Annotated in this window: 11 protein-coding genes, 1 tRNA gene and 2 pseudogenes; all 14 read right to left on the bottom strand. The window is 39.0% G+C overall.

Annotation, left to right across the window (positions count from 1 at the left end; genetic code table 11):
* Positions 1 to 12: 12 nt before the first annotated feature.
* The 14 genes and pseudogenes from M1F17_RS16295 to M1F17_RS16360 all read right to left on the bottom strand — a co-directional run bounded on the left by M1F17_RS16295 (position 13) and on the right by M1F17_RS16360 (position 12,760).
* Positions 13 to 699 (bottom strand): molecular chaperone, encoded by a 687-nt coding sequence (locus M1F17_RS16295; RefSeq protein ID WP_164455991.1) that lies wholly within the window; start codon positions 697 to 699, stop codon positions 13 to 15.
* A 54-nt stretch (positions 700 to 753) separates the two neighbouring features.
* Entirely contained in the window at positions 754 to 1,314 is a 561-nt protein-coding gene (locus M1F17_RS16300; RefSeq protein WP_004258027.1) for a fimbrial protein, read from the bottom strand.
* A 105-nt stretch (positions 1,315 to 1,419) separates the two neighbouring features.
* Complete coding sequence (locus M1F17_RS16305; protein ID WP_004258030.1) at positions 1,420 to 1,674, bottom strand: helix-turn-helix domain-containing protein; 255 nt, start codon at positions 1,672 to 1,674, stop codon at positions 1,420 to 1,422.
* 1,390 nt (positions 1,675 to 3,064) lie between these two features.
* Positions 3,065 to 3,274: a hypothetical protein gene (locus M1F17_RS16310; protein ID WP_165879888.1), complete on the bottom strand. Its 210-nt coding sequence runs from the start codon at positions 3,272 to 3,274 to the stop codon at positions 3,065 to 3,067.
* Positions 3,275 to 3,484: 210 nt separating this feature from the next.
* Entirely contained in the window at positions 3,485 to 3,754 is a 270-nt protein-coding gene (locus tag M1F17_RS16315) for a PAAR domain-containing protein (RefSeq protein ID WP_094962673.1), read from the bottom strand.
* Positions 3,747 to 4,673: a hypothetical protein gene (locus tag M1F17_RS16320; RefSeq protein ID WP_318837068.1), complete on the bottom strand. Its 927-nt coding sequence runs from the start codon at positions 4,671 to 4,673 to the stop codon at positions 3,747 to 3,749. Before M1F17_RS16320 ends, M1F17_RS16315 begins: the two co-directional genes overlap by 8 nt.
* Positions 4,674 to 5,144: 471 nt before the next feature.
* A complete protein-coding gene (locus M1F17_RS16325) occupies positions 5,145 to 5,477 on the bottom strand; it encodes a hypothetical protein (protein ID WP_180312120.1) in 333 nt (110 codons plus the stop codon).
* 111 nt (positions 5,478 to 5,588) lie between these two features.
* Positions 5,589 to 5,915, bottom strand: a complete 327-nt coding sequence (locus M1F17_RS16330) for a hypothetical protein (protein ID WP_180312121.1) — start codon at positions 5,913 to 5,915, stop codon at positions 5,589 to 5,591.
* Positions 5,908 to 7,677: an S-type pyocin domain-containing protein gene (locus tag M1F17_RS16335; RefSeq protein WP_318837069.1), complete on the bottom strand. Its 1,770-nt coding sequence runs from the start codon at positions 7,675 to 7,677 to the stop codon at positions 5,908 to 5,910. Before M1F17_RS16335 ends, M1F17_RS16330 begins: the two co-directional genes overlap by 8 nt.
* On the bottom strand, positions 7,674 to 8,480 hold the full coding sequence (locus M1F17_RS16340) for a DUF4123 domain-containing protein (RefSeq protein WP_318837070.1): 807 nt from the start codon (positions 8,478 to 8,480) through the stop codon (positions 7,674 to 7,676). The genes M1F17_RS16335 and M1F17_RS16340 overlap by 4 nt, the downstream gene beginning before the upstream one ends.
* Positions 8,477 to 10,606 (bottom strand): type VI secretion system Vgr family protein, encoded by a 2,130-nt coding sequence (locus tag M1F17_RS16345; RefSeq protein ID WP_318837071.1) that lies wholly within the window; start codon positions 10,604 to 10,606, stop codon positions 8,477 to 8,479. Before M1F17_RS16345 ends, M1F17_RS16340 begins: the two co-directional genes overlap by 4 nt.
* A 69-nt stretch (positions 10,607 to 10,675) precedes the next feature.
* Positions 10,676 to 11,189 (bottom strand): annotated as a pseudogene (locus tag M1F17_RS16350) (Hcp family type VI secretion system effector).
* An 848-nt stretch (positions 11,190 to 12,037) separates the two neighbouring features.
* Positions 12,038 to 12,495: pseudogene (gene tnpA / locus M1F17_RS16355) on the bottom strand (IS200/IS605 family transposase).
* 188 nt (positions 12,496 to 12,683) lie between these two features.
* Positions 12,684 to 12,760: transfer RNA gene (locus tag M1F17_RS16360), tRNA-Ile, on the bottom strand.
* Positions 12,761 to 12,995: the final 235 nt, after the last annotated feature.

Here is a 12,995-nt window from a genome sequence, read left to right on the forward strand (position 1 = left end):
ATACTTCCAGAATTAAACAAAGTTACACTGTATATTTTTTATCTGAACACCATAGTCATTAATGAAATTGAAAAATAATTTTTTACTCTTATCATTATTGTTAATATGGATGAATGTTTTTGGTGCTATCGTTTCTGCTTTTGATACTTCAATACCATTTATAGTCAAAGATACTAAATTCATATAAAATGGAGTTGGGTTATCAATTCTTAATTTATTATTTTCATAACTACATTTTAAATCTTTGTATGACTCAAATGAATTTCCTTTAATTTCACTAGGTCTAACAATAAGCTTTATTTTAGTTGTCGTTGATATTAATAATGCATTATCTATCTTCTGTTCTTGTTCTGTTAAAGATGGAATAACTTTTGAGTTTAGATAATATAACTTCTCTCTGTCTTTAGGTAACTGTTCTTTATCCCCAGTAAAAACAATATTCAATAAGCTATCTGAATTTGATTTAATTACAAATAAAGGCGGTGTTATTACAAAATCAGTACTTTTTTTTTCATGATCATCCGATACCCATGATTGAACAAGGTAATTTCCATCTTTATCACTATTATATATTTTTAATGTTATTTGATTTTTTTCAGTTGGATAAATTAATCGAGTTGCTCCTAGTGAGACTCCGCCAGCATAGACCGATTGGCAAAAGAAAAATAAAGATAATATAACGAATATTTTTTTTAGCATATAAACAAGCTCCATGATTAATGATTGGCCATCACTGGCCAATCATTAATAAAATTAATTGTAGGTAAGCATAAAGTTAGCTACAGATTGAACTTTACCAGCAGTTACTACGGCCCCTATTGATTTATAATCAACAGATAATGGAATAGTAGTTGTATCAGTTAAATCAACTTTTGAACTTAATGCGCCAATTTCTAATGGACTACCATCTGGATTAAACAATTGTAGACCTACGTTTTCCGCAGAGCCTGCACCAGCAGTATTTGCTAATAAACCAGGCTTACCATCAACAGTTTGCCCATTGAATGAAATTTGAACTGATTTACGAGTTGCAGTATCACACTCAACCAAATTAATATTGAATGGCTTAGCTCGCATTGCAAGTTGGTCTGCAGCAGTAAAAGTTGTTGTTTTAACTGTATCTAAAGTAACAATTTTGTCAGTATCTGATCCAGAAATTGCACAAGCTCCAGATGTAATCTCACCATTAAATGTTACTTTACCACCATTAACTGTTAATGCAGGGAGAGGATCATTTTCTGCAGCAAATGTTGAACTACAAATAATTGAAGAAACAACTACAGATAATACAGCAAGTTTATTTTTAATATTCATATATATTCCTAATTTATTTAGTTTGTTTTTATTACCGACAGATAATAATTAAAATATAATTATCGCCTATCTTATTTAATAGCATTAAATTTTAATAGAAAACAATTAAATGCCATTTAATCTTTTAGCATTTTTAATTACTTCATTAGTAAAGTAATTCCAGTCCAAGCCAAATATCTCAAGATATTGATTTACCCGTCCTATGGTCAATTGTGTTTTTCCATTTTCATACCTTGAGACTTGTTGTTGGCTTATTTTTAATAATATGGCTAATTCACCTTCTGTGATACCATTTTGTTTTCTTAATTTTTTTAAAAATGAAGACGCCGCACTATTTAATATGTCATTTTCAACTCTCATTTTTATCACCAGAAAATATAATATTAGAGTAGACAATTTAATATTAGAGATAAAATTTAATTATTTTCCTATATCAAGTATCAAGCTATGGACCTGAATTTAATTTATATTTTTCAAATACACAAATATGAATTATTTTCCATTTACTCCTTACACGTGTTACACCCCGTTTTGTTCATATTTCTCCATTGAAAAACTTGTTTTTACCAACCTTTAATCATGTTACAAACACATAAAATGAAACAATTAATCACAGACTGAAACACAATGCTCAGAGCTTAAGTTAACGTTAACAGTTAGCCGTCTATAGGTTAAATTCTCATCACTCATCCTTATACAGCAAATGATAACGTTAACATTATCATCTGAAAATAAAAAAAATAAAATAAACATAGTGACTATACCTATGTATATTACTTTATAACTCTAAAAAAGTTAGACAATTTGCTTACAAATTTTACTTTAAAAACACATTAAAACTTACAAAATGATACTGGTAAACATATCTTATCCTATTTGGATAATTTATATTCATACTGAATTGATAAAAAACAAATATAACATTTACACTAAATTACAATACTAATTCCTTATCGTGGAATTTACACATTTATTTTAATACCTAATTGTATGAACTCTACCTAACCCATTAACTTATTTGATATAAATAATATATGTATCTTATTTAATTGGTTATAATTAAATATACGTCCTTTAAAATCTAAAATATTATCCTACTACTCTTAGCACCAAAATTCGCAGAGAGGTACTAGATGCATTAGTATCAAAATGCAATCCTCAGGGGAAAATATTCTACTTACGCGACTATATAAAGAAAAACAAAAAAGATAAGTTTATTCAAATTTGACTACGGAATGAAATGAAAATACCAGCTCTACATGAAATGACTAAAATATATAATTTATGGTTAAACAAGGATAAAGATCCAACCAATGGACTAGATATTATTAAAAAAGAAGAGCAATAACTAACTCAACTTAATAATAACAGGTTTTACTTGAGCAATTAATATATGGCTATGTGAATACTTCCAGTGCCTTTTTCCCATAAGAATATTATCTAAAATATTTTTTGTTAGACATTCAGGTAGTAAAGGACATGATAAAAAACCACTGCTAATTAAATTATTTAGCACCAAAAATAATTATATCTTTAGCGAATAAATGAGCCTAAGAATAATAAGCTAATTGAAATACTATACAACATCACGATACTACAACATAATGCAAGAGCAAACCTGATGAATACAGTTGAAAGACTCGAACTTCGAATTCCTTTAAAACAGCAAAAAATTAAATATATCAAAATAAGATCAATAATGACCGTTGTTATAAGCCCAATTGTCGGTATCAACACATTTAATCCTAAGTCATTTAAAAGGATTGTTTAGTTTTCTTGTTTTCCCCATAAACCGACAGATTTCTGGGGAGTACAACACTAAAGCGATAGAAAAGAACCCAATGACAAAATAGTCATTAAATCCGCTAATTAGCACAGCGACACCTGCAACAATCATTACTGCAGTACGCCACTTGAACGAGGAGAGGAAATCAATAATTACATCCAGTAAATCCTGCATACAATTCCTTTTAACAGCCTTGAGTGAATAGTAACCATATCTACTTTAGGTAGATACTCATAGGGATAAACTAATTATTGATGGTTTTTAATGGATTCAATTCTTGCCATTTAAACTGTTAGTTTTATCTCACTAACGAGTAACCAAAGTAAAGCAGCAACACGTGACAATGATATGCGACCTATATGAGAAGTTAAAACACATTAACATTTAGCCTACAGCAACAAGCACACAGCCCCCAGAACAACCACAAGCTACTTTGTGACCTTCTAGCGCAACAGGGATACCATTAATTTTCATTAAGCTATCACCTTCAACGATAGTCCCTGTTTTTTTACATGAAGGACAATAAACAGAGTCGCCCACACAGGCGACTCCTTGAGTTTGCTTGGCGAGAGAAGAAGCTGTCAGCACCGTACCACCGGTATTCGTCGTATCATTTTTTAAAATGAGTTTTCTGCCGTTCACAAGACTACGCATTGCGTTTTTTCTCCTGATCAAGCTTTGCTAAAATCTGTTCGACCTGTTGCTCAAAATCAGTAGGAAGTGGGTTTTTACCAAAAAACAAAAAGGGGTTACGAGCTTGGTAATCGACTGACGAAACGGCATCTCGCCCCTCTTGCATATAAGCATTGAGAAACGTGATAAAACGATGGTTTTCACTGTCGGTGCTGGTCAGGAAACTGGAGTAATGTGAGACATTCGGGCGGTAGAGGATCGTTTTCAATTTCCCTGTTTTTTCATCAATGCCATACAGTTTAATCGCCAGCATTTTACCTACATAGCCGAATTGTGCATCTTCATAGCGCGTTAAACGTACTTTCCCCATCCCATAGCTATACAATATTCCTCGTTGCCTATCCGCAATAAGGTAAACCGGAGGTGTGAAGAAAGAGAGATAACCCAATAGCCATAAAAAACCCGGGAAAAAAATTAGCCAGCCGATTATTAAAAATATTTCCGCTTGGCTATTACGGCTAAGTTCACCAGAATAATATGCTTTAATATAGGTCCATATACTTATTTTTTCTTTGTTAAAGTATGGAACATATTTATCTAAATATTTTGGAGGGCTACTGCCTTGTTCATTATATGAGTCATAAATGCTTTTGTTATAATTAATTGTATCCTGAAATGTATACATTTTAGATGAGTGTCTACCCATAAAGCCCCAGAGTGTATAACAAGCCATTACTAAAAGTACGATAAAAAATGGGAGCGTATTAGTTAGTTGACTATTCCGCTGTGGAGAGTTAATCACACAACGCTGTTTATTCACCGCATCTAAAAATACCAGTTTTTGAGGCTCCAACGGATCATCGTAGTGATGACTTTCTTCAATCAATGGCGTGGCTTCTAATTGCTCTGGGTGCTTTGTTGCCGTATATAAACTCGTCATTCAGTGCCTTCCTCATCAATACAGCCATAAAGTTTATCATTAGGATCACCGTTTCGGTAACGCAATGGCGCAATCTCGCCTTTAAGACGATCCACCAAGTAGTACCAATAAATGGATGGGATAGATTGCCCCAGAGGATTACCGGCAAAAATACCTGCTTCAACCTAAAAACTCAGTACAAGCTCTCCATCACGCAGTGCCGTGGTTGCTACGTATTTTGCTGTTTTGCGCAACAAAATTAAGACGTTTTCCTTAAGAAGCTAACAAATATTAAAAATGTCAAAAAAGTTAGTAATCGTTAGCTTTCCGTCATTAATACCTTTGATGTGTTTCTCCCAATCCCCTTTAGGAAGAGCCTCAGTTGAAACTCTTGGATCATGTACATACACGTTCTTCTTCAAAGATGACCTATTAAAACAGATTCTGAGCATTTTTTAACTCAGAATCAGCTTAACATTTTAATATAATGTCTTAAAAATAAAAAAAGACTCCTGTTTTTTTATCTAGTGCAGTATTAACTAATAATAATATTGAATTAATTATACTCTCATTGTCTTTATTTGACACATTGTTTAAAATATCTCTTAAATTCTCTATTTTACTCATATCTTGCAAACTCTCATCCTCATAATCATCTATATTTAAGCCTAAATTAGAATTAATCAATTCAAATAAATTAACTTTATTTAATAGATACAATTGGTTATCATTTAAATCTAACTCTAGTAAATCTCCATCAACAGACTCATTGTAATCTAACCTATACATTGCTTCTTTAGAAAGAGGGATAGTGATTATTTTCATTGAGCCTCTTTTATTAGATGAGATTTAATCTTGGTAGACTATGTCTTGTTTGAAATATTTCACTTTATAAACCAACACACGCTAATACCATTAGCGTGTGTTGGTAATTATTTATGAGATTACATCTTCAAGACATTTGGCATTTCTATATATTATTATTCCAGAAAGGCCTACACTTGAGTCTATATAACATAGTAAATTATTTAATGGTAATGCTTTTTTTATTCCAAATTCTTCTTTAATCCACAAAGGAACTTCTTGATACTGCTTAATATCAAATATTATATTTTGTTTTTCAAACTCCGAAAAATCCCAATGTATAACTTGTTCAAATCGTAATTTTTTATTATTAGATAATAATAATTCAAGAGCTTCCTCTTCTTCGATATAAAATATACCATGTATATTTACATCATGAAAATTAATGTTATTAATCATTGATTGTCTCTCCAGATTGAAGTGGTCTCCCTGCTGACCTTACTTTGTTTGGTGCAGAATTTGATGGGTATTTCCACTCATGGACATGTGGATCCCCTGCACCATGGTCATGACCATAATCTATATCTTTTACTGGTTTACCTTCTGAGTCATATTTCCTTACTTGAATTAATTCATTCGTTTCTGGATTTCTTTTTTCTAATATATCATCACTAGGGCCTAAATCTCCATTTTTACCTTCTGGTAGCCTATTCTTAGTTCTTTTCCCTTTAACTTGCATATAAACATAAATCATCGGTAATGATGGTATCGGGGTGATTAGAATATAGTCACGTAAATCTTTCGCATCCGGAACCGGTGTAATGTATATCTGTGGCTCACCTTCATGAATTGGAAAACCACCCGCAGAGGTTATATCCGCAGGCTCTGGGATCTGATTGCCACCTGTATGCGGTCTAATATCTAAAGGCGGTGACGGTGGATGTCCCGTATGAATTCGGCTTTCTCCCTCATGGATTTTCGATTGAACGCCCACAAAGTTACCGTTTTTCGCATAACTGATAAAAACATCATCCCCATCATCAGTCGTAAATTTGTACACCTCTGCTGTACTGCCTGCATATCGTAAGCCTTCTGATGCTTGATAGGCCGCCAATGAACGGACTTTTTGCGTCTCCGCTTCTGAAGCGAGTTCCATCATCCTAACAGGAACTTGGTCTTGCCCACTTTCCGTAGATGTATGATAGCCGACCACTTGGTCATCTTCATCGATACCCATGCGTATTCGTGTAGTCGCGGTTCCCTTAGCGAGAGCCTTTTCTTTTAAATCCTCATAAGTCAGCAAATCACTCGAGTCACTCGATTCTGTACGTGTAAATACCCCCGCATAGCCCATACCCACAAGGATACTCAGTGCTGATAGTGTTGAAGGAACGTTCACTTTTATTGAAGGTGGCTTATGAGATGTTGAGTAATCATCATAAAACTCATCCGAAGATTGCCAAGTATCTTGACTCTGAGCCGCACCAGCAGATATAGCCATTTGCTCTAACATCAATTTCTGCATGGTTATTGATATTAGAGGGTTCGCTTCAGCAGTCGAAATACCAAATAAAGACGCAATCGAAAATTCAGACGGTTTTGCTTGTTCAGATTGAATGAGCTTCGGCTGCATTTGATAAACAGATGTGGAACCAAAGTAGTTACTGATTTCAGGATGTTCGCCCGCATCCGTATTACCCTCACCACGCAACACCGATTTGGCAAACACCGGCTCTGCAATGCGTTTAATCGCAATCACGCGACGATGGTCATACGGGAACAACAGAGGATAGCCCTTATCACGTTGCTGATAGTGGGTAGAACGGCTTATTTGCCCCGCCGTCATGCGGTGGACGGTAGTGGGTACATTGAGGTTAAACGCCCCTGCGCGGTTATTTTCACTCAGGAGATACCCTTGCTCACGGCAATAATCACTCAGTGACTTATCGTTGCCTTGAATCGCTGCCGGAGGCGACAGCGTTGTCAGGGCATCGGCTAAGGGTTGCGGTTCAAGGCTCAGTGTATACGGACGAGCCGTTAAGCCTTCCGCTTTAATCAAGCCCTGTGGGTCGCTGCTGCCTTGCAACGTACGGCCTGTGCCTCGCTCGGCGAGCGAATAGGACACGTTGGCTAAGGGTTGTCCTTTATCATCAACCAATTGCAACTCTAACCAAAATCGATAGTTTTCACAGATAATGCACGATTCGACTTTCTGACTCATGACGGCTCCGTTGTCGTGGTTAGCCAGCCTTGTTGCTGGGCATAGTCCGTAAACTGTGTGGCGGTACGGGTATGGATATCCCCCGCGAGTGAGGGATGCAGGTGTAACCAATCCACTAAACGTCGGTGAAGTTGACCTTCCGGTGTGTCGAGGGATAGAGCAGCTTCTGCGTGATTTTCCCACAGTTCACACGCCAGGTTTTCCGCTAACAGCTCGATAAACTGTGCAGAGTTTTCCCACGCAGCCTGTAAGTGTTCCCCCATGATGAACGGACGGGCTTGCAGTTCTGGAATAGGCAAAGGGTTATGGCGGGTAGGCGATTCAAAAAAAGCAGGGTCACTGGGTGTCTCCAACATCACCTCATGAACAGGGGTCATCAGCACAGACCAATCCACCGCACGCATTTTGGGAATAAGCACATTCGCAATACGTGTGTCCATTAAACGCAGCACCACGAGCTCTTCATTCAGCTCCACCCATTGGCGGTTTTGCCAATGACGTAACTGGTATTGCCAATCCAGCGAGCTGCGATACGCCCAGCCCCATGTGTTATCACTTAAGCCTTTACGGTCAAGCAGTTGCCCCAATGGGGCATACGCACTCGATTTTAATTGCACAAGCCACGGGCTCTGACCGATTAAATGGGCCAGTGCAGTGCCATTGTAAATAGGAAATGCCTGTTCAACCCAATCGTTGGCAAACAATAAGTCTGTCGGGTTGGGTGTGGCTAACGTATTAAGCAGTAAATAGATAGGGTCCGTATTGGATGCCGTTAACCATGTTGTCCAAGGGGTGAGTCTCATTGATTTCCCCCATTAGGCTTAATCACCCAACTGCCCGTCGCTTGGGCTTGCATCGCGCAATAGGGTTTAATCGGATAAGGCGGTGTCGCAAACGGGTCAACGCCATCCGGCAATTGAATGTCTACCGCTTGCCCTGAGCCTCCGGCACTGTCGCCAATCGCCACATTGCCTGACGTAAACACATTGCCCGGTGTCACTCGCACAAAACTGCCGCCCACTTTTAAGGTAATTTCCGTCGCCGCATCAATCACCACTTTCCCTTGGCTGGTGATGTGGGTCTCTTGACCACTTTCACTCACCAGTGCACCGTTAATTTGTTGGTGATAACTGCCAAGCACCTGTTCAGAGATATCACCTTCTATTTGAGCCTTGTGCGTCCCTTTAATGTGAAGGTGGTCATCCCCTTGAATGTCAGTAAAACGGTGTTGGTCAATGCGCTGTTTGACATCGTGTTGAACATGGGTGTGGCTATCATGTTGAATATGCACATTCATGTCACGCTGGGCATGAATATATACTTCTTCTTGTCCTGCTTGGTCTTCGAAACGTAATTCGTTAAAACCTTCCCCTTTATGAGTGCACGTTTTAAAGGTGGTGCGTGTTTTTTGGGTCGGTAAATCTAACGGAGGGGCATTGCGACCGTTGTACATGCATCCCGTAATGACGGGGCGGTCAATGTCGCCATTCAGATAACTGATTAAAACCTGCTGCCCAATATGGGGAATACTCATAAACCCATAGCCATTTCCGCTCCAGCCATGCATTACAGGTACCCAGCAAGAAGCACTGTGGTCAGGAATACCACGCCTGTCCCAATGAAAATAGACGGTCACTTCCCCTTTGCTGTTCGTGTAAATTTCTTCCCCTTTTGGGCCTACGACTGTCGCAACTTCATCCCCATCGGCAAGCGGCTTATATCGGTAAGGCGGTCGCCACTCTTGAGTGCTAGGCACAAAGGAAAGCTGGTTACTCAGTTGGGTGCCTTCACCGCCACTGTTGTCGGCTAATGGCTGCACGCCGTGATGAGAGACACTCACTACTTGCCACGTCGTATTCATTCGAGGGCTAGGATGGTTTGATAGGCTAAAGATGCGTCCCGGGGCTAACTCAATGCAGTTAGTCGTCGCCGTTCCCACTTGCCGCTGGTTTTGTGATTGCTCGTAGCGGATTTGGTTGAAGGGCTGCCCCTCGGCATCTTCTTGAAAGCGACCATAGCTTTCAAACACTTCATGTTGTTGATGAACTTCCCCCGTGACTTGGTGGCTCAGTGGGTAAGAGGGGCGAAGTTGATTATAATCTTTATCCACACGGATATCGCTGCACAACTGCTCGGCATAGCGCCATGTGGTGGCGGTACTGTCGGTGATATCCGTTTCAGATTGCGGATTATAGGTCAGGGATATTCCCGCTTTCATGCCTAAATGGCGGTCACTGTAAAACAGTTGCGGGCCTTCTTCGAACCAGTAATTAATCCCTTCCTCGGCAGCAAGGCGACACCAGAATTCATACAGGGTTTCGCGCTTTTGAGTAATATATTCGCGTTTCAGATGTTCTTCAGGGTGGTAAAACTGCTTATCAAACTTGATATGAGATTCGCTCAATAGCGTCTCAAGAATGTTCGGCACCGTCATATTTTGGAAAATGCGGCTGTCCTGCTTAAGCGTCATTACCCACATTTCAGGGCGTATCACAAAGTGATACCAGGTTTTCACCCCATCCGTGTTGCCTTGCTCTGCCCCGGCTAAAATGCCTTGTACCGTGCGAAGAATTTTTCCATCTCGCTTTACAGTCAACGAAGAGGCCACACCCAGTACCGTTTGAAAATCAATCTCGGGTAACGAGCTGACCGCCTGAATCGACAGTGAAAAGAGCTGGGAAAGCCCTTCTTGCAAATCAAACTGGGTCACTTGAAATGTATTATCAGGGAGTCCACCAATCGTGCAAGTGAATACCAATCCCGTCCCCATTTCGCCATTCATAATACGCTCTAGCAGTTGACCATGGGCTTCTTGCAAGGCTTGGTCTTGTGCATAGGTTCTGCCACCCGCATACCCACCACCGTGAATAAGCGGGTTATTTTCGGGGCTGCCAAGTCGTTTGTTTTTATTGGGGTCTTTCCAAGACATGGGGATTTCCTCTACAGAAGAAAAAGCTAAAAATGCAAACGAGCCTCGAAAGGCTCGCTAAATTCAAACTTACGCTTCGAGCGGTGCGCGCCAGTCATCGGCACCGGATGTGCCTGCAACGGTGTGTTCCCAATCGATTTTGCGGTAAGACAGAGACACTTCGATTAACTGTGTGAAGTCCGCTTTGGCCGGGTCTTGGCAGTGCGGCATTTGGCAATCGATATTAACAATCGTCGCATCGGTTAATGTAGTGGTGAAGAAATGCTCTTGCTTGCCTTCAACGGATGTGCGGTACCATTTCAGTTCCACTTTCGGCAACATTTCACCGGAGGCTAAGGCGTTATACAGCAGCGGAACCGCTTTATTTAACGCCACGGTAAAACGGAAGGGCTTGTGCGCACGTTGGCCTGAAGGCTGGCCGGATTGTGGGTCGGTCGGCACAGTCACGACGTGAGAAAACTCTTGCACCAGCATTTGGTCTTCCTTGCACGTAGATGTTACCCACTGAATCGGCAGTAAATGCACCGGCAGTGATGTTTCCTTGGGTTTTTCCTTCAATGGAAATATAGCATGGAGTTGGCATAGCGATATCCTTTATCAAGAATGACAAATTGGGTTAAGTCGACATAATTATCGATTAATTTCCGTCATCTCAGCCAGTGCGCACGGTAAGATTTGAGTTAAGGATAATAAAAGCTTATGAATGGACTGTAAACCTGATGACCTTTTTGTATCTCTCTAGGATAAGTGACTTAGCGTAAACGGGTTGAAATATCGCTATATAACTCCAGAAAAACACCAAAAACGAATCATAACAAAACAATCATCGAGCAAAAAATAGACCAAACTGCGATAAGCCCAGTAAGTTCTAATGTACATAGAAATAAACTATGTAACCAAATATTTCACACAGAAAAAATGAAACAACTCATTGATTAATAAAAATAAAAACACACTATTAGATCAACATTTAATTCCACAGGGATTAACCACTTTGACGGTGCAGTTTAATATTCTTTAAATGCGCATTTAAAGAATATTTTACTCCAACGCTTAGTGATTTATCGAATCAACATATAAAAAACATTTTTTTATGTCCGTTTTCCATTTTTTCAGAATTTTTGTCGCCATTTACGTTATACACTCTTTATTCTTTCCTATTGCGGATAAAATAGGATGGATAAAGGAAGAACACGTTGAACGGCAAAAACAATTTCACTGTTTTTCTAACGATAAGTGTTGAAATTGATTTTTAAAATGTTAAAACCGAAGACTCACAGCCAGTTAGATTGTGAGTTAAACACTCACGATAATGAGGTGAAAATAAATATCCTCCGGCATAGCCGGAGGTTTTTAATATGCGCCTATAAGGCTTTGTTACCAGCCGCGCCCTAACAGGCGCATAACGGCCCTGACATTTGCATCTATGGATTACTTACGGCCCGTAAACGGGCTGCCCGGATAGGGGATCGACATTGCTCTCCCAATTTATCCTGTTCTAACTGATGTTTTATATATTCTTGTATTCGTTTCGTATTCTTTCCTACCGTATCAACATAGTACCCTCTGCACCAAAACTCTCTATTTCGATATTTAAACTTTAAATCCCCAAATTGCTCATAAAGCATTAGGCTACTTTTTCCTTTTAAATACCCCATAAAGCTCGAAACACTCATCTTGGGTGGGATTTCTAGAAGCATGTGTATATGGTCAACACAACATTCTGCCTCCACTATCCTGACATTTTTCCACTCACACAATTTCCTTAAAATACTACCTATCGCCCTACGTTTTTCACCGTAGAAAACTTGCCTTCTATACTTTGGGGCAAAAACAATGTGATATTTACAATTCCATCGTGTATGCGCTAAGCTCTTTTCGTCCCCCATTGGGACCCCCTTTTGATTTTTTGTTTGACTCTTGCAGTTGCCAGACCGCAAGGTGTTTTAACAAATCAAAAGGGGTTTTAATATCTTATTCAAAGCTGAAAGCTTTACGGAACCCCCAGCCTAGCTGGGGGTTTTCTATGCACAACAAAAAGGAGTTAGATGATTAACATCTAACTCCTTGATAAATTTGGTGGCCCCTGCTGGACTTGAACCAGCGACCAATCGATTATGAGTCGACTGCTCTAACCAACTGAGCTAAGGGGCCAAAGTGGGAAGGATTATACGTGTAGTTTTAGCTTAGGTCTAGTGTTTCGAAACCGTATGCTGAAATTGTGTTCAACTCAATCACCCCTCTTATAATTCAATGCGATAGCATAATCAATTGCTATCATTTGAAAGTCGTTTTCTGCAATTTTAATGAGCCCTACTATTTTTTATTTAAATCAGTTTCTCACACCTTATCTATATTTAACTTTTACCAATATCAAATTAATAATAAA

Source organism: Providencia sp. PROV073 (assembly GCF_033688125.1).
In the GTDB taxonomy this organism is placed as follows: Bacteria; Pseudomonadota; Gammaproteobacteria; order Enterobacterales; family Enterobacteriaceae; genus Providencia; species Providencia hangzhouensis.

What these genes read in the sequence shown, in the direction of transcription:
- M1F17_RS16295 (WP_164455991.1), bottom strand. Translation starts at nt 699, where the DNA reads ATGCTAAAAAAAATATTCGTTATATTATCTTTATTTTTCTTTTGCCAA.
- M1F17_RS16300 (WP_004258027.1), bottom strand. Translation starts at nt 1,314, where the DNA reads ATGAATATTAAAAATAAACTTGCTGTATTATCTGTAGTTGTTTCTTCA.
- M1F17_RS16305 (WP_004258030.1), bottom strand. Translation starts at nt 1,674, where the DNA reads ATGAGAGTTGAAAATGACATATTAAATAGTGCGGCGTCTTCATTTTTA.
- M1F17_RS16310 (WP_165879888.1), bottom strand. Translation starts at nt 3,274, where the DNA reads ATGCAGGATTTACTGGATGTAATTATTGATTTCCTCTCCTCGTTCAAG.
- M1F17_RS16315 (WP_094962673.1), bottom strand. Translation starts at nt 3,754, where the DNA reads ATGCGTAGTCTTGTGAACGGCAGAAAACTCATTTTAAAAAATGATACG.
- M1F17_RS16320 (WP_318837068.1), bottom strand. Translation starts at nt 4,673, where the DNA reads ATGACGAGTTTATATACGGCAACAAAGCACCCAGAGCAATTAGAAGCC.
- M1F17_RS16325 (WP_180312120.1), bottom strand. Translation starts at nt 5,477, where the DNA reads ATGAAAATAATCACTATCCCTCTTTCTAAAGAAGCAATGTATAGGTTA.
- M1F17_RS16330 (WP_180312121.1), bottom strand. Translation starts at nt 5,915, where the DNA reads ATGATTAATAACATTAATTTTCATGATGTAAATATACATGGTATATTT.
- M1F17_RS16335 (WP_318837069.1), bottom strand. Translation starts at nt 7,677, where the DNA reads ATGAGTCAGAAAGTCGAATCGTGCATTATCTGTGAAAACTATCGATTT.
- M1F17_RS16340 (WP_318837070.1), bottom strand. Translation starts at nt 8,480, where the DNA reads ATGAGACTCACCCCTTGGACAACATGGTTAACGGCATCCAATACGGAC.
- M1F17_RS16345 (WP_318837071.1), bottom strand. Translation starts at nt 10,606, where the DNA reads ATGTCTTGGAAAGACCCCAATAAAAACAAACGACTTGGCAGCCCCGAA.